Source organism: Flavobacterium gilvum (genome assembly GCF_001761465.1).
Taxonomy (GTDB): Bacteria; Bacteroidota; Bacteroidia; order Flavobacteriales; family Flavobacteriaceae; genus Flavobacterium; species Flavobacterium gilvum.
Map to the genome: position 1 here is coordinate 4045358 of NZ_CP017479.1, position 16403 is coordinate 4061760.

Genomic DNA, 16403 nt, shown 5'->3' on the forward strand with positions numbered 1-16403 from the left:
TTCTTCCTTTTATTTAAAAATAGCATCAATTATATTGTAGCATGTTTCCCTGTCATTGTTATTGGCAAAATAGTCTTTTCCGTAATTTGATATTTCAGAATATACCTTTTCATTGTTGATTAACAATTCTATATCAGCTGCAAATTCTCGAGGAACATTGGCCACCAAACATCCATTATTCGTTTTGTTGACCATACCGTCCACTCCCCTAACATTACATACTACTGGCAGCCCGAAAGACAGCGCTTCTACTACTTTAATCTTAAGGCCAGTACCGGACAGCATAGGACAAATAGCTATTTTTGAATCAGAATAATAATCATCCAAATTCTCGACAAAATCCAACTTATCAACATTGTCAAAATCAGAAATATAATTACAAATTTTACCTATTACTAGAATTTTTAATTTTTTATTTAACAAAGGATAAACCTCCTTAAAAAACCAATTTGCTCCATCAATATTATGCGAATTACTACTGGCTACATAAATTAAATCATATTTTTTACTCGATGAAACTTTACTGAATTTATTTTCAATTATATGTGAAAGCGTAATAACTTCTTTTTTTAGAAATTGTGAAAAGAGATAATTTTCCTCGGCAGAAATAACGAATATCTTATCAAAACGATTGAGTATTTCTATTTCTTTTTGAAAATATTTTCCGAGATTAAAACCTTTCAAATTTTGAAATTGAGAGGTCAAAAAATCGTGTGTATCGATACAGAGCTTAGTATTTTTAACATACGGATTATCAATTACAAATCCTGCCCAATAGGCATAGGAAATAATGATATAATCGTATTGATTCGACTTCAAAATGCTATTGAAATCGGATTGATGTGTGAAACGTATCCTGCTGAAATGCTTTATTCTGCCCAAAATCTTATTAGGGATAGAATAAAATAAAGAATATTTTAATTTATTCTTCCTTAAAATGAATTCTTTCAACAAATATCCTCTACGAATTAAATTGCGTTCTTCCATCTCTTTGATTGATTCATAGGAATAAACACTTGTTTCAACACCTACCAAATCCACTTCGATTGAACGGCTTTTAAAATAGTGTAACAATGCATTTGCTCTTGAATTGTTACCTTGATTTGGTAATAAAGGATTTTCTGGATAGAAATATAATATTCGCATTAAAAAAATGTTTTTACAAAAGTAAATTTAATAATTGATTCTAAGAATTAGAAAAAAGGGTTTAATCAAAAAAACAATAAAATCCTAAGCTTCAAACACAAACAAACTTCCCTAAAATTTTAAGTTATTACTTTAAAATAAATTGACTTTAAAAAACTAAATTTGAAAAAAGAACAAAATTAGTTATCTTTTAAACATTTGATTTACCAATAAAGTTTGACACTTTTTTATGAAAATAGTAAACAATAAAAAAATAATTTTAGCAATCACAGATGATTTCAAAATCAGATGTAGTATTGAAGATAATTTAAAGTACTTAGGTTTCGAAGTTACAGCTATAATTCCCGAAGTAACTGAAAAATTTGAATATAGAAATTTTAAGGAATGGGCTTTAAATTTTATTCGGAAAAACCTTTTTAGAGACAAAGAATATAAAAAAACATTAAGACAAAATTTTGAACGTGAAGTTCTTTTAAAAAAACTATCCAAAGCAGATTACACCCTTACAATTCGTGCCGATAGATTCGAAGATGATTTCATACACAAACTGTTAAAATGTTCACCAAAAAATTATTCATACCAATGGGATGGATTAAAAAGATATGAGAGGATAATTAAATTGGTTCCATACTTTACTAAGTTTTATGTTTTTGATAAAACCGATTTATCACAAAAAAACAAAACCTATCCTACAACAAACTTTTATTTTGATTGCTACCCACATTTGCTTGAAAATAGAAATCCTAAATATGATATTACTTTCATAGGATCTTACGACAATAGAATTGAGAAATTAATACCAATCTGTGAATCATTGTACAATAAAGGATATAAATTAAATATTTTTCTATTCTGTCCTGACGAAAGAGAACCCAATTCGTATCCTTTTTTAAAACACAGTAGAACTCCCTTCAGCTACTATGAATATTTGAAAATAATATCCGACACAAAGTGTATTATGGATTTGCATCATGAGTCAATACACAACGGGTTATCATTTAGATCATTCGAAGCTCTTGGCTATAACAAAAAGTTACTCACAACAAATCTATCAGTTAAGGATTATGATTTTTATAATCCGCAAAATGTTTTTTTTCTACAAAAGACAAATAATTTAAGTAAAATGGACGAGTTTCTCAATTCCGATTATAAAGAAATTGATCCCGTTATTAAAAACAAATACAGCTTCACCAATTGGATTAAATACATTTTAGAAATTGACGGTCATACCCCAATTGAAATACCCTAAAACAAAAATGTCATAATTTTAAAGTCATTTTAAGTAACTTTGACATCCATATTCAATTCAAAAAATGAAAATATCAGTTGCACTATGTACATATAATGGTGAAAAATTTCTTTATGAACAGATAGATTCAATATTGAATCAAACGATTAAAGTTGATGAAATAATTGTTTGTGATGATTGTTCTTCGGACAACACTTTATCAATATTGAAAAAGTATGAAAAAGTTAATCCAAGTATTTTTAAAATTAATCAAAATGAGGTCAACCTAAAGAGCAATAAGAATTTCGAAAAGGCAATTGGACTTTGCAGTGGTGATTATATCTTTTTATCAGATCAAGATGATATTTGGAGAAATGACAAAGTTGAAAAAACACTAGCCGTTTTTAATCAAAATCCAGACGCAGAAGGTGTTTTTTCTAATGGAGTATTAATAAATAATAAAGGAGAAGTTATTTACAAAGACAACTCATTATGGGATTCCTTTTCTTTTTATGAATCAAAAATAGACAAACCGATTGATCTATTCGATTTTCTTATTACAAACGGTAATTATTTGACGGGCGCCTCACTTTGTATTCGAAAAGAAGTGAAAATTTTTTGCTTCCCTTTTATGACTATGGAAGACTTCTTACATGACGAATGGCTTGCTTCAATTTTGACAAAAAAAAGGACATTATTCTATACAACTGAAAAACTAATTTCTTACCGCTTACATGATTCTCAGCAGTTAGGAATTGGGGATGAAAATAAATTTAGTGATTATAGCAATAATGTAATTCGAATACAAAAAACTATAATCAAAACAAAAAAGCCAAAATCATATAAGGATTATAAATTTTTAACAAATCTATATTACTCCAGATATGAAAGATATGTAAAATTAAAAGATCAAAATATTGATTCTCCTATCATTTTCGAATTAATAAATGCCGTTATCGAATTTTATACTAAGTTTGATCTTGAGATGAAAGAGAAGCACCCAATTCGTTATTTTTTCAGAAAAAGAAAAGATAAAATGAAAGGCAAAAGACAAATTGACGCTCAATTTATTACCCCGAAAACAAATCGATAAATTACAACAATGAACACAAAAGCCCGAATCATATCATTTTATTTACCTCAATATCATCCAATTCCTGAAAATGATGAATGGTGGGGAAAAGGCTTTACTGAATGGACCAATGTGGGCAAGGCAAAAGCTTTGTTTAAAAAACATTATCAGCCCCGTATTCCCGCAGATTTAGGCTATTATGATCTCCGTGTTCCAGAAACCCGTAAAGCACAAGCGGATATGGCCCGTGAATATGGTATTGAAGGTTTTTGCTATTGGCATTATTGGTTTGGCAATGGCAAACGATTAATAGAGAGACCTTTTAATGAAGTAATCGAATCAGGCGAACCAGATTTTCCTTTTTGTTTGGCTTGGGCTAATGAAACATGGAAGGGTTTTGATCATGGGCTACAGAATCGAAATGTTTTAATCGAACAATTGTACCCTGGTATTGAAGACTATACGGCTCATTTTAATGAAGTTTTGCCTGCGTTTAAAGACAAAAGATATATCACAATTGACAACAAACCGGTTTTCATGATTTACAAACCGCTAGCCGACCCAGAAATCCCTTTGTTTATAGAAACTTGGCGTAAACTAGCAGTTGAAAATGGACTAATGGGAATTTATTTCATAGGACACAGTATGGATTTTACAATCAGCGACCAAAAACTATTGAAAACTGGAATTGATGCTATAAATACGGTTCGATTAAACGATTTTTTGTCTGACAAAAAATCGCTTTCCAGAAAATTCTATAAAAGATACAACAAGATTTTTAGAAACAATATTAAAGTATTCCCCTATAAAATTGCTTCTCAAAAATTTATTTCCCCTGATCTAGATAAAAAAGAAAATGTTTACCCTAGCATTATTCCCGGATGGGATCATAGTCCCCGCAGTGGTCGTGAAGGATTAATTTTAACAGATGCTAATCCTGAATTGTTTGAAAAACACGTTAAAGAAGCAGTTGAAATTGTAAAAAATAAAAATGATGAACATAAAATTATTTTTATTAAATCATGGAACGAATGGGCAGAAGGGAATTATATGGAACCCGACTTACGCTGGGGAACAAAATTCCTTGAAGCATTAAAAAGACAAGTTTTAAAATAAATGTCTTTATTATTCGTTCAAATAATAAATCGAAAAAAACACTGGCTTCTAATACATTATAAATAAAACCAAATTTATTACGAAAAGAAAAGATTGAAATTAAATTAAACATTTAAAAGTATTTCTTCTCATGTTTACAATCAATATCGCTTAAAAATGAAAATTACAATAATAAGCTATGACAATTGGGGACTCAACAATCATTTAAAAATTGCTTTAGAAAAAAATGGGCATACTGTCCGTCATATTAATTTTTTTGATTTTAAATACAAATACCCTAATTTTCGATCTAAACTTTATAATCTAATTTTAAAAATAATATCTCGCAAAAACATAAAAAACATTTATTACGGAAACGAAATACTAAAAATACTAAGAGAAAACAACGAAACCCAAGACGTTATTTTAACCATTAAAGGAGAATTTATTGACCCTAAATCTATTTTGGAGTTTAAGAAATACACCAAAAAATCAATTGCCTTTTTTAACGACAGTATTTCTAGATGCCCTCGAACAAAAAATGTTATCACCTGTTTTGACGAAGTATATTCTTTTGAAAAAGAAGACTGCTTAAAATATAATTTGAAATTTATAACCAATTGGATTTACACCACCCCATCGACCAATAAACAAAAACAGTATCAGGTTTTTAATATTAGTTCCAAAGACAGGCGTTTTACGATAACAGAAAAAATAGCCTCAAGTTTAAAAGAAAAAAATATCAATTATAAAATTATAGTGTTTGACAAAAAAAATAAAACTCAAATATCAAATGTCGAATTCACATCGAAACAAATTCCTCTAGTAGAGGTTAACGATTATCTGAACAACTCCGAAGTTTTATTGGATATTAACAGGAAACATCAAAAGGGATTAACTTTTAGGGTATTTGAAAGCATTGGATTAGAAAAAAAACTAATTACCACAAATACCGACATTATTAATTATGATTTCTACAACCCTAATAACATCTTGGTTATAGACGAACAAAAGCCCGATATCCCATTGACTTTCTTCAATACTGATTATGAAAAAATACCGGAAGTCGTTTCTAATAAATATACGTTAGACCAATGGATCAAACAAGTTTTTTATTGATTCTTACAAAATATAACAAAATATTGTACATAAAACCTCCTATAAAAGTATATTTGCATTTTTTATAGTAAACCTATTTGATGTTTTCACAAAAACATCATGTCTCCAAAAAATAAATTCATGAAAATAAATTTTACATTAGTATTTATCATCCTGACGGTCTTATCTTTAAAAGCACAAAACGTCACTGTAGGCTCAGTCGACATGATAGAACAAAGGAGCAGAAACGAACAATTATTAGGAAATGCAAATCCACTTGTTTCCTATACTTTAAGACCTCTAGCTTTGGACCTTGTTGACTCAACACAAACAAAATCTGATAAAAAAGTAAACATAAAAATTCTCCCAATAACCTTAACCCAACAGTACAACTCCTTTTATCCTAATGGTTGGAATGACGGTTCGATGATTCCTGCAAAAGGTTATCAATCATTGTTAAGCGCAGGATTGTTTGCCGAATATGGAATTTTAAGTATGCAACTGAAACCCGAAAATGTATATGCGGCTAATCCAAATTTTGATATTTTCCCTTTAACAGAGTCCAATGCGGCCCGATTTGCAAACATTTCTTACTTAAACACTACTGATTTACCACTACCTTATGGTGACAAATCTTATCATAATTTGAACTGGGGACAAAGTAATATTAAGTTAAATATCAATAAATTTTCAGTTGGTGTATCTACCGAAAACTTATGGTGGGGTCCCGGAACCCGAAATTCGTTAGTCATGAGTAACAATGCTACAGGATTTTTGCATTTTACCCTGAATACGAGACAACCGGTTGAAACATGCATTGGAAGTTTTGAGGGACAAATAATATCCGGAAAACTCGTAGGATCAGGGAGAACAAGCCCAAAATCACAATTTATTATTGATGGAGTAGATTATGAAGTTGCTAAAAAAGATGATTGGCGTTATATTAATGGTCTTTCCATAAACTACCACCCAAAATGGATTCCTGGCTTGTTTCTAGGATTGAACCGTACGATACAGGTTTATCGTGATGATATGGGACACAGTTTCACCGATTATATGCCAATATTTGATCCTTTTCAGAAAAAAAACTTGCCTGAAGAAGATGCTAAAAACAGAGATCAATTGGCATCACTTTTCCTTAGATGGGTGATGAAAGAATCTAAATTTGAATTCTATGCCGAAAGTGGTTGGAACGACCATTCTGCAACTATTTGGGATTTATTTGATTCCCCAGAACATTCTAGAGCCTATCTTGCTGGATTCACAAAAATATTTATGCTGAATAAAGAAAAAAATAAATATTTAAAATTTAATTTTGAAAGCACTCATATGGAACAAAGTGCTGATCGAATTGTAAGACCAGCTGGTGCATGGTATCAACATGGGATTGTTTTACAAGGCTATACCAATAAAGGAGAAGTACTTGGAGCAGGAATCGGTCCGGGAAGTAATTTACAAACTCTGGATGTTAGTGTATGGAAAAATGATTTGGTTTGGGGAATACAAGCAGAACGTTATGCCCATAATATGGATTTTTATTATGATGCATATACCTTTTACGACCATAAGTGGGTCGATTTACAATTAAATACTTATGCTTATAAAAAATATGGAGATTTGGGAATTCAAGCAAAACTTAACTTCGTCCAAATGAGAAACTTCCAGTATCAGAAAGAAGATAATAAATTCAATATGCAGTTTCAATTGTCATTGCAATATCAACTATAAAACAGAAAACAGCATTTTAAAAATGCTGTTTTTTAATTTATTTATTATTTAAACAAACAGTTCACAATAGTCTTTAAATAATTAATTTTGTTCTCTTCAAAATTGCTCTTTTTTTGATTCTTTCATTATAACCAAAATACTATGAAACTATCTGTTGCCATGTGCACTTATAATGGTGAAAAATATATCAAAGAACAACTTCACAGTATTTTAAACCAAACAATGGCTCTCGATGAAATTGTCATTTGTGATGATGGATCTAATGACAAAACGATTGCAATCATAGGAGAATTTCAGGATGAATTCCCTGGCAAAATTTTATTGTTTAAAAATCAGGATAATTTAGGAAGTACCAAAAATTTTGAAAAAGCCATCTCTATTTGTACAGGTGATTACATTTTTTTGAGCGATCAAGACGATATTTGGAAAGAAAATAAAGTTGAAAAAATCATTCAATATTTTATAGCGAATCAATCAACCGAAGCGGTTTTTACCAACGGTGATTTAATCAATGAAAAAAGTGAAAAATTCTCTCAAAATAGCCTTTGGGACTTTACTTTTTTCATGGAAAATCAACTAACAAAACCAATTAACTTATACAACCATATTATATTTAAAGCAAATATGGTTACTGGTGCTACACTTTGTTTCAAAAAGGAAATTAGAAATTTAATTTTGCCTATTCCTAATATTAAAAAATTTTATCATGACGAATGGATTGCAATTGCAATTGCCAACCGAAATAATTTAGGCTATTTAACCGATAAATTGATTTCCTATAGAATTCATAACAATCAACAAAGTGGTTTTAGTAACAATCTTAAGGCTGATAAATCAAAAAAGTACCAATTAAAAAGCAACTATATATTAGGTCTTGATGAGCCTAAATCATTTAAGGAATACAATCAATTAGCCAAAGTCTACTATCGGAATTATCTAAAATTTAAATCAGCATCTAAGGAAGCTAAAGAAGAATTCCCTGTAAATTTCAATGAAATTGCAGAGATTTATTTAAACTTATTCAAAAAATGTGAAAACTCGCTAAAAAAAAACAACCCAATTTTCTATTTTTTCAGAAATTTGACCGACAAAATACGAGGAAAAAGACAATTAAATTAAAACAAAATGGACATTAATCAAGAAGTTCACAACGCATTTGAAGTAATAAAAGAAGGCGGAATCATACTTTACCCAACTGACACTGTATGGGGAATTGGTTGCGATGCAACCAATCCAGAAGCCATTGCCAAAATATACAAACTCAAACAAAGAGCCGAAACCCAAAGTATGATTTGCCTAATGAACGGCGAAAAAATGATTTATAATGTTTTCAAAGAAATTCCCGAAGTTGCCTGGCAAATCATGGATCTCTCTGAAAACCCAACTACTTTGATACTGGATCAACCGCGAAATGTGGCTCCAAATATTATCGCTCCCGATAACACATTGGGTATCCGCATTGTCAAAGAACCCTTTTGTTTCAAACTGATGGAGCGAATGAAAAAACCGTTAGTCTCAACTTCGGCAAACATTTCTGGGCAGCCAACACCAAAAAGTTTCAAAGAAATCAGTCCCGAAATTATAAAAGGCGTTGACTATGTTGTAAATTTGCACCACGATAAAATCGCTGGAAAACCTTCCACTATTATAAAATTGACAAGCGATTCGCAAGTGAAAATCATTCGGAAATAGTTTTTAGTTTTCAGTTTAGCCACTTTAAACTTTAAACTTTAGACAAAAATAATGACATACAAAGAAGCCTTAAACAATAAAATATTCGAAGTCATTTCGCAGGCATCCCAAGAACTTAATATCGAAAGTTACGTGATTGGGGGATTTGTCCGTGATTTACTTTTAAACAGAGATTCCAAAAAAGATATTGATGTCGTGGCCGTTGGGAGCGGAATCGAATTAGCATTAAAAGTATCGGATTTACTTCCAAAAAAACCAAAAGTACAAGTTTTTAAGACTTATGGAACCGCAATGTTGCGTTTTGAAGATACCGAAATAGAGTTTGTTGGTGCCCGAAAAGAATCCTACAATCTCGACAGCCGAAATCCAATTGTAGAAAACGGAACGCTCGAAGACGATCAAAACAGACGTGATTTCACCATCAATGCATTGGCTTTATCATTAAATCCAAAAACTTTCGGAGACCTTTCAGATCCTTTCGGAGGTATATCTGACTTGGAGAGCAAAATCATAAAAACTCCTCTCGATCCCGACATAACCTTTTCGGACGATCCTTTGCGAATGCTAAGAGGGATTCGTTTTGCTACGCAATTGGGTTTTGCCATAGACCAAAATTCATTGGACTCAATTGCCAAAAATGCAGAACGAATCAAAATCATTTCCGGAGAACGAATTGTCGAAGAACTAAACAAAATTCTTTCGACAGACAAACCTTCGGTGGGTTTTTTATTGTTATACAAAACTGGACTTTTGGATATTATACTTCCGGAACTAACCGCCTTAAATCAGGTAGAAGAAATAGAAGGACACACCCACAAAAACAACTTTTATCACACACTCGAAGTAGTCGACAACATTTGTCCCAACACTGATGATGTATGGCTGCGTTGGGCTGCTTTATTGCACGATATTGGAAAAGCACCGACAAAACGCTTCAACAAAAAACAAGGCTGGACTTTTCACGGACATGAATTCCTTGGTGGAAAAATGGCAAAAAAGATATTCGAACGCCTGCATATGCCGCTGAATCACAAAATGAAATTTGTACAAAAAATGGTCATTATGAGTTCTCGACCAATCGTTTTGGCACAGGATATCGTCACCGATTCAGCCGTTAGACGTTTGGTTTTTGATGCTGGAGAAGATGTTGAAAATTTAATGACACTCTGCGAAGCGGATATCACAACCAAAAACCCGAACAAATTCAAAAAATACCATAAAAATTTTGAAATTGTTCGAAAAAAAATCGTCGAAGTCGAAGAACGTGACCATGTCCGTAATTTCCAACCACCCATTTCTGGCGAGGAAATTATGGAAATTTTCAACTTAAAGCCTTCACGAGAAATCGGAATGCTAAAAGATGCAGTGAAAGAAGCTATTTTGGAAGGAGAAATCCCAAACGAATATCAACGAGCTTATGATTTTGTATTGAAAAAAGGAGAAAAAATGGGATTGAAAAAAGTTTAACAAATGTTCTTTATTAGTTTTCTCCATTTTGGTTAATTTTACAAAAAGCAAGAAACCATGAGTATTTCCGACTTAAAATTAGAATTAATAACACAAATTGTGGCAATTGATGATGTCATTCTTTTGAACAAAATTAAAGAAGCCATAATCTCCAATAACCCAAACTTCTTAGTTAGTGAACCAACTATGACTTATGAAAAAATCAGAGTTTTTTCAAAAGAAGAACAACGAAGAATAAATATTGCCTTAAAACAAGTTGAAAATGGCGATTATATTTCTGATGAAGAAGCCCAAATTGAAATAGAAAAATGGTTCGAAGAACAAGAATAATTGTTTGGACAAGTTTTGCCAGAGTATCAAGAACTTCCATTTTTTCATATTGGAACAAAAGAAATAAATCCAAAACTTACAGCAAAAAACTTAATATTTTATTTCAAGAATCATTGATGCAACTTACAGTTTTCCCCGAAAGTTCAATAAAATCTAACAATCAAAATATAAGACTCAAAATAGCAAGTCACTTCGAAATTATTTAGTCCGTCACCGATACACATATTTTTATCCTAGACATCTGGGACACTCGACAAAATCCTCAAAATTTTCCAATTCAATGAAAATAAAAAAAAACAAATCCGTAATTATCTGGCTCCTATCGGGTTGCTTTTTAGTGTTCGTAATGGTAGTTGTAGGTGGCATCACCCGATTAACCAATTCTGGTTTATCCATGACCGATTGGCATTTGGTAACCGACACCCTCCCGCCTCTTACCGAAGCCAAATGGCAGGAAGCTTTCGAACAATACAAACAATTTCCCGAGTATCAAAAAATCAACATTCATAACGATTTTACACTTTCCGATTACAAATTCATCTATTTCTGGGAGTGGTTTCACCGTTTCATCGGAAGAATAATAGGTTTGGTTTTCGTCGTTCCGTTTATTTATTTTTTATTCAAGAAAAAAATCGACAAAGCTACTCTAAACAAATGTTTTGTCCTACTAGGAATGGGCGCTTTGCAAGGATTCTTTGGTTGGTTTATGGTAAGAAGCGGATTGGTAGACAACCCAGATGTGAGTCATTTCCGTCTTTCATTGCACCTTACATTTGCCTTCATCACCTTTGCCTACACGCTTTGGGTAGCCTTAGACCTAATCTATCCCGACAGAAAACCGGCTAATATCCCGTTACGAAAAATAGCGCAATTCACTTTATTCTTCCTGCTCTTGCAAATCATCTACGGAGGTTTTGTTGCCGGACTAAATGCAGGACTTATCCACAACCATTGGCCAATGATGAGCGACGGGCAATTCGTTCACGAAACAGTCTTTTTGGAACAAAAAACACTTTTCCTAAACCTTGTTGAAGGAAAAAGCGGTGTGCAATTCGTTCACAGAACATTAGCCTATGTTGTAGTCGGATTCATTTTATTTTTGTTCTTCAAAAGCAAAAAAAGCAAGCTCGACAATCAGCAAAAAAGCGGAGTAAACGCTTTGGTTGCACTTGTATTTCTGCAGTTTATCCTAGGTGTTTATACCCTGTTATACTATGTTCCGCTTTGGTTGGGCTTGGCTCATCAGGTAAATGCCTTCTTCCTGCTGACCGCAATGACTTACACGCTTCATCGATTGAGCAAATAATTTTTTCAGGAGCGAAAGAATAGGCTTTATCAGCAGGCATGGATTCCTGCTATCCGTTGCAATCCTTGTGAACCGTCTCGCCTTTGGGACGAAACGGTTCACAAGGATTTTCGCTTCTATCAGGGCTAAAGAATAAGCAATAGTCCATTTTTGGAAACATCTCCTGTTCTTTATGTTCCAGCAAAGAACGAAGCAATCTCAGGAAGCTTAGTACATAAAATCAATCATTAAAAAGGACAAACTACGCGAGATTGCCTCGTTCCTCTCAAAGACATAACGAAAAAAAAACGTTATTTTTGTAGTTCCTCAATATTGTCTCACCCTTTTGTTTTATCATAAAAAATGCCAAAACTCGCTCCCCAACACCAATTCCTAGATTTATCCGATTACGGCAGGCCATTGGCACGACTATTTGCAAATCAACTAAAAAATACCCGCTTCACCCCCATTCATATAACCTTTCTATTTGGCATTTCGGGTTTGATTGCGATTTATTGCATTTTACAAAACCATTACTTTTTTGCTTCCTTTTTTATCATTTTAAAATCAATTATCGACGCAGTTGACGGAGAATTAGCACGCGTTAAAAAAACACCTTCTTATACAGGAAGATACCTCGACAGCATATTCGACCTTATCCTTAATTTCTTGATTTTTATGGCAATCTGCTACGTTTCCCAAACCACTTTTTGGATAACTCTACTAGCCTTTATCGGGATACAACTTCAGGGAACTTTATACAATTATTACTATGTTATTTTGAGAAATAAATCGGCGGGAGGAGACGCCACGAGCCAAATTTTCGAAAACAAATCGCCTCGGGCCCTTCCGGGCGAAAGCCAAAAATGGGTAGATATTTTGTTTGCGGTCTACACAGTTGTTTATGGCATTTTTGACAAAATAATCCACACTTTGGACAGCGATGCCTACAAAGTAAAAACATTTCCTAATTGGTTCATGACATTGGTTTCCCTTTACGGATTAGGCTTTCAGTTGCTTTTAATTGCCTTGCTTTTACCTTTGGGCGGGATAGAAATCATAGCTCCATTTTTTGTTTTCTATTCAGTATTGATTTTAGTTTTGATAGGAATCAGGAAAGTTTACATCAAATAAAAAAGAGTAAAAACAAATCTGTCTTTACTCTTCTCAAATCAATTTATGCTGTAAATCACTTCTTTGCTTTAATCGAACAGCCAATAGCTTTTGTAGTTTCGGGCGAAGGTGTTTTTCCGCTTTCAAGGGCTGCAATGGCATTTTCAAGGTATTTTTCTTTCACTTCACTGGCACTATCCACATTATCATCAATAGCACCAATATATTTTACGACAAGATTTTTATCCAACAGAAAGGCATGAGGAGTTTTTGTCGCACCATATTGAGGGTAGATTTTTTGCCCTTCGTCAACCAAATATGGGAATACAAATCCTTTTTCCTTGGCTCTTAATTTCATCGATTCAAAACTGTCATCTGGCTCTAAACTTGGATCACTTGGATTAATCGCTAATAAAACATAGCCTTGCGGTTTATACTTTTTTGCCAAATCATTAATTCTGTCTTCGTATTTTTTGGCAAACGGACAGTGATTACAGGTAAAAACGATTATAAAGCCTTTTGCGTTTTTAAAATCAGACAAACTATACATTTTCCCGTCAACCGATTTTAATTTAAAATCGGTGGCTTTATCACCAATTTTATAAGGGGTTGGCGTATCTGGAGCAAATCCCGTCATGAAAAAAACGGAAACAAACAATAAAAGTCCTGACAAAATTTTCATAATATTAAGGGGGTTTAGTTACTATTCTTGTTTACAAATTCGTTGAGTTCCTCATCGCTTGAAAAGATTTTTTCGGCAAAAACTTTCTTTCCATTTTTGATAATCAGTGTTGCCGGAATCGATCCCGACCAATCTTTATCCACTATCGGAAGCCACGAATTGTAATCTTTATCCGTCAGCAAAACGACTTGAGATTTGATCTTTTTGTTCTTCACAAATGGAAGCAATTTCGTCTCATATTGATTCTTAAAATCCAAACTTACGAGCACCACTTTTACCTTTTTATTCTCCGAATTTAATTTTTCAAAATGGGGTAATTCTTTCACGCAAGGCGCACACCAAGTCGCCCAAAAGTTGACAACATAAGTAGCACTTTTATCGTTCAAAACCTCTTTTTCCAAAGTTACATAATTATCATAAACAGCTACTTTTTGAGCTCTAATTGTATTTGAAAATAGAAGTAAAAAAACCAAATAGAATAAATGTTTCATCCTGAAAAAATTATTTATGACCGACTAAACGAATGTACGATCTTTAAATAATTTTATGAAAGTGATTAACAAAAATTTATTAGACTGAATATAAAATTTAAACCAAAAAAAAACTTCAGAAAGGAAAATCAATTTCTATTTTGAAATAAAAAGAAAATTCCTGGTTCAAAAAAAACATCAACTTCATGATGCTTTTTTTATTGATTCAACAAAAAAATGACTAAATAGTCAGTTTATTATCAACCCGTATTCAACAATTTCACAAGAAACATTTTTAAAGGTAATTTACTTACAAAAACACGTTATAAACAAAATCTATATAAGTATATTAAAAAACACAAATTCAGATACTTAAAATCACACAAGTAAAGCAAAACATTAAACAAGCATTAACCGATCCAATTTTTGAAATCTGACACTTTTTCGCGGCTTACAATCACCTCATCTTCTCTATAAGTAGGCAAAATTATCTTGAGTCTGGAATTGCTGTGCACCACTATTTCTTTTATTGCTTTAAGCGAAATAATAAATTTTCGGCTTATTCTGTAAAACTCAGCTGTGTCTAATTCCTGCTCCAAAACCTCCAAAGTTGAGTCCAATAAATAATTTCTGTTATCAAAAGTGTGAAGATAAGTTCCCTTATTTTCACTGAAAAAACATTCAATTTCATCGGCAGAAATTACTTTGAGGTGCTGCCCTATTTTTACAGTAAATCTTTTTTTGAATGTTTTTTCAAATGGATTCGAAAGCATTTTTCGGATCTGTTCAAAATCCAATTGCACGGGTTCTTTTAGCGTTGTTTTTAAAAATTGAAAACGTTCTTTAAATTTTGAAACAGCCACTTCCAAATCATCCTCATCGATGGGTTTCAAAAGGTAATCGATGCTGTTTAATTTGAATGCCCGAAGCGCATATTCATCATAAGCAGTTGTAAAAATAACAGCGCTTTTTATATTCGTTTTTTCGAAGATTTCAAATGACAATCCATCCGATAATTGTATGTCCAGAAAAATCAAATCAGGGTGTTCATTTTCGGAAAACCAATTCAAGGCTTCTTCAACAGAGTGAAGCATTACTTGTACCTGAATATTTATTTTTTCGAGTTTTCGTTGCAACAATCTTGCTGCCGGTTTTTCGTCTTCGATTATTATTGTAGTCATTTTTAAATTGCAGATTTTGATTGTAGATTGTAGATTTTAAATTTCTCAGATTACCGTTTTCTGCCATCTGAAAACTGCTAACTGAAAACTCCTTCTCACTCCCATTTTTGACTTTTATCTTTTTCCATAAATTCTTTGATTTTCTTTTGTTCCCAATCTTCACTAAAAATGATATCAGAGCCAAAAACAGATAATCCGTGGGCGACTAAACCTATTCCCCAAAATAATGCGGTCGAATACGTGTGCCACTCCAGGAGACCGCTTGATTGAATTCCTTCGCTGAAAATCTCTCGATTTAAACTCGTTGCAATGATGATTACATTCACAATGATGTAAATCTTCAAATGCGTGTAAAATCCTTTTATCTTTTTTACTTTCTTGTACGCGGCAATAAATCGTTCCTCTGAGCTAAATTCCTTTACAAAATCTTTTCCATAGTGTTTTTCATGCTCTCGTGCCAATTCGTCGCGGAATTGCCTTCTAAATCGTCCCATATTCGTTTATTTAATTATTTCTACTTATTTTGATTCTGTTTTTCTTTTTCCATAAACTCTTTGATTTTTCTTTCTTCCCAGTCTTTCCCAAAAGCGGGAAAAACTTCAAAAACTTTTAGTCCGTGAAAAACCACTCCAATTCCCCACCAAAACAAAGGCCAGTAAAACCATAAATACTGTGGTGATGTGTATAGGTTTATGAAAAGCAAAACTGCATTTACAATTACAAAAGCAATTAAATTTCCATAAAATCCCTTGATATTTTCGACTTTCTTTTTTGCCAAAAAATATCTGTCCTGTTCGTTAAAATTCATTTCCATGA

Annotated in this window: 17 protein-coding genes; 11 read left to right on the forward strand and 6 right to left on the reverse strand. The window is 32.5% G+C overall.

Features of this window, described 5'->3' with window-relative positions:
• Nucleotides 1-9 precede the first annotated feature (9 nt).
• A complete protein-coding gene (locus EM308_RS16340) occupies nt 10-1146 on the reverse strand; it encodes a glycosyltransferase (protein WP_035640339.1) in 1137 nt (378 codons plus the stop codon).
• A gap of 229 nt (nt 1147-1375) precedes the next feature.
• Between EM308_RS16340 and EM308_RS16345 the strand changes: the two genes are divergently transcribed.
• From EM308_RS16345 to EM308_RS16400, 11 genes are all read left to right on the forward strand, one after another.
• Entirely contained in the window at nt 1376-2395 is a 1020-nt protein-coding gene (locus EM308_RS16345; RefSeq protein ID WP_070261880.1) for a CgeB family protein, read from the forward strand.
• A gap of 64 nt (nt 2396-2459) precedes the next feature.
• Nucleotides 2460-3467 carry a glycosyltransferase family 2 protein gene (locus EM308_RS16350; RefSeq protein ID WP_035634041.1) on the forward strand — a complete coding sequence of 336 codons (1008 nt, stop codon included), beginning with the start codon at nt 2460-2462 and terminating at the stop codon, nt 3465-3467.
• A 9-nt stretch (nt 3468-3476) separates the two neighbouring features.
• On the forward strand, nt 3477-4562 hold the full coding sequence (locus EM308_RS16355; protein ID WP_035634044.1) for a glycosyltransferase WbsX family protein: 1086 nt from the start codon (nt 3477-3479) through the stop codon (nt 4560-4562).
• Between the two features lie 156 nt (nt 4563-4718).
• Nucleotides 4719-5660 (forward strand): hypothetical protein, encoded by a 942-nt coding sequence (locus EM308_RS16360; protein WP_051877640.1) that lies wholly within the window; start codon nt 4719-4721, stop codon nt 5658-5660.
• A gap of 120 nt (nt 5661-5780) precedes the next feature.
• Nucleotides 5781-7367 carry a capsule assembly Wzi family protein gene (locus EM308_RS16365; protein WP_197056106.1) on the forward strand — a complete coding sequence of 529 codons (1587 nt, stop codon included), beginning with the start codon at nt 5781-5783 and terminating at the stop codon, nt 7365-7367.
• A gap of 141 nt (nt 7368-7508) precedes the next feature.
• Nucleotides 7509-8486 carry a glycosyltransferase family 2 protein gene (locus EM308_RS16370; RefSeq protein ID WP_035634046.1) on the forward strand — a complete coding sequence of 326 codons (978 nt, stop codon included), beginning with the start codon at nt 7509-7511 and terminating at the stop codon, nt 8484-8486.
• 6 nt (nt 8487-8492) lie between these two features.
• A complete protein-coding gene (locus EM308_RS16375) occupies nt 8493-9059 on the forward strand; it encodes an L-threonylcarbamoyladenylate synthase (protein WP_035634050.1) in 567 nt (188 codons plus the stop codon).
• Between the two features lie 51 nt (nt 9060-9110).
• The gene (locus EM308_RS16380; protein WP_035634052.1) at nt 9111-10526 is read left to right on the forward strand and encodes a CCA tRNA nucleotidyltransferase; all 1416 of its coding nucleotides are present in this window, start codon (nt 9111-9113) and stop codon (nt 10524-10526) included.
• A 57-nt stretch (nt 10527-10583) separates the two neighbouring features.
• Entirely contained in the window at nt 10584-10856 is a 273-nt protein-coding gene (locus tag EM308_RS16385; protein ID WP_035634055.1) for a hypothetical protein, read from the forward strand.
• Nucleotides 10857-11136: 280 nt separating this feature from the next.
• Entirely contained in the window at nt 11137-12162 is a 1026-nt protein-coding gene (locus tag EM308_RS16395) for a COX15/CtaA family protein (protein ID WP_035634058.1), read from the forward strand.
• A 342-nt stretch (nt 12163-12504) separates the two neighbouring features.
• Entirely contained in the window at nt 12505-13275 is a 771-nt protein-coding gene (locus EM308_RS16400; RefSeq protein ID WP_035634062.1) for a CDP-alcohol phosphatidyltransferase family protein, read from the forward strand.
• A 55-nt stretch (nt 13276-13330) separates the two neighbouring features.
• Here the strand turns inward: EM308_RS16400 and EM308_RS16405 are convergent, their stop codons facing one another.
• The 5 genes from EM308_RS16405 to EM308_RS16425 all read right to left on the reverse strand — a co-directional run bounded on the left by EM308_RS16405 (nt 13331) and on the right by EM308_RS16425 (nt 16401).
• Nucleotides 13331-13936 carry a thioredoxin family protein gene (locus EM308_RS16405; protein WP_035634063.1) on the reverse strand — a complete coding sequence of 202 codons (606 nt, stop codon included), beginning with the start codon at nt 13934-13936 and terminating at the stop codon, nt 13331-13333.
• Nucleotides 13937-13950: 14 nt separating this feature from the next.
• The gene (locus tag EM308_RS16410) at nt 13951-14427 is read right to left on the reverse strand and encodes a TlpA family protein disulfide reductase (RefSeq protein WP_035634067.1); all 477 of its coding nucleotides are present in this window, start codon (nt 14425-14427) and stop codon (nt 13951-13953) included.
• A 389-nt stretch (nt 14428-14816) separates the two neighbouring features.
• The gene (locus EM308_RS16415) at nt 14817-15587 is read right to left on the reverse strand and encodes a LytR/AlgR family response regulator transcription factor (RefSeq protein ID WP_035633880.1); all 771 of its coding nucleotides are present in this window, start codon (nt 15585-15587) and stop codon (nt 14817-14819) included.
• 95 nt (nt 15588-15682) lie between these two features.
• Nucleotides 15683-16081, reverse strand: coding sequence for a 2TM domain-containing protein (locus EM308_RS16420; protein ID WP_035633882.1), 399 nt, complete (start codon nt 16079-16081; stop codon nt 15683-15685).
• A gap of 20 nt (nt 16082-16101) precedes the next feature.
• On the reverse strand, nt 16102-16401 hold the full coding sequence (locus tag EM308_RS16425) for a 2TM domain-containing protein (protein ID WP_035633884.1): 300 nt from the start codon (nt 16399-16401) through the stop codon (nt 16102-16104).
• Nucleotides 16402-16403 lie beyond the last annotated feature (2 nt).

What these genes read in the sequence shown, in the direction of transcription:
- EM308_RS16340 (WP_035640339.1), bottom strand. Translation starts at nt 1,146, where the DNA reads ATGCGAATATTATATTTCTATCCAGAAAATCCTTTATTACCAAATCAA.
- EM308_RS16345 (WP_070261880.1), top strand. Translation starts at nt 1,376, where the DNA reads ATGAAAATAGTAAACAATAAAAAAATAATTTTAGCAATCACAGATGAT.
- EM308_RS16350 (WP_035634041.1), top strand. Translation starts at nt 2,460, where the DNA reads ATGAAAATATCAGTTGCACTATGTACATATAATGGTGAAAAATTTCTT.
- EM308_RS16355 (WP_035634044.1), top strand. Translation starts at nt 3,477, where the DNA reads ATGAACACAAAAGCCCGAATCATATCATTTTATTTACCTCAATATCAT.
- EM308_RS16360 (WP_051877640.1), top strand. Translation starts at nt 4,719, where the DNA reads ATGAAAATTACAATAATAAGCTATGACAATTGGGGACTCAACAATCAT.
- EM308_RS16365 (WP_197056106.1), top strand. Translation starts at nt 5,781, where the DNA reads ATGAAAATAAATTTTACATTAGTATTTATCATCCTGACGGTCTTATCT.
- EM308_RS16370 (WP_035634046.1), top strand. Translation starts at nt 7,509, where the DNA reads ATGAAACTATCTGTTGCCATGTGCACTTATAATGGTGAAAAATATATC.
- EM308_RS16375 (WP_035634050.1), top strand. Translation starts at nt 8,493, where the DNA reads ATGGACATTAATCAAGAAGTTCACAACGCATTTGAAGTAATAAAAGAA.
- EM308_RS16380 (WP_035634052.1), top strand. Translation starts at nt 9,111, where the DNA reads ATGACATACAAAGAAGCCTTAAACAATAAAATATTCGAAGTCATTTCG.
- EM308_RS16385 (WP_035634055.1), top strand. Translation starts at nt 10,584, where the DNA reads ATGAGTATTTCCGACTTAAAATTAGAATTAATAACACAAATTGTGGCA.
- EM308_RS16395 (WP_035634058.1), top strand. Translation starts at nt 11,137, where the DNA reads ATGAAAATAAAAAAAAACAAATCCGTAATTATCTGGCTCCTATCGGGT.
- EM308_RS16400 (WP_035634062.1), top strand. Translation starts at nt 12,505, where the DNA reads ATGCCAAAACTCGCTCCCCAACACCAATTCCTAGATTTATCCGATTAC.
- EM308_RS16405 (WP_035634063.1), bottom strand. Translation starts at nt 13,936, where the DNA reads ATGAAAATTTTGTCAGGACTTTTATTGTTTGTTTCCGTTTTTTTCATG.
- EM308_RS16410 (WP_035634067.1), bottom strand. Translation starts at nt 14,427, where the DNA reads ATGAAACATTTATTCTATTTGGTTTTTTTACTTCTATTTTCAAATACA.
- EM308_RS16415 (WP_035633880.1), bottom strand. Translation starts at nt 15,587, where the DNA reads ATGACTACAATAATAATCGAAGACGAAAAACCGGCAGCAAGATTGTTG.
- EM308_RS16420 (WP_035633882.1), bottom strand. Translation starts at nt 16,081, where the DNA reads ATGGGACGATTTAGAAGGCAATTCCGCGACGAATTGGCACGAGAGCAT.
- EM308_RS16425 (WP_035633884.1), bottom strand. Translation starts at nt 16,401, where the DNA reads ATGGAAATGAATTTTAACGAACAGGACAGATATTTTTTGGCAAAAAAG.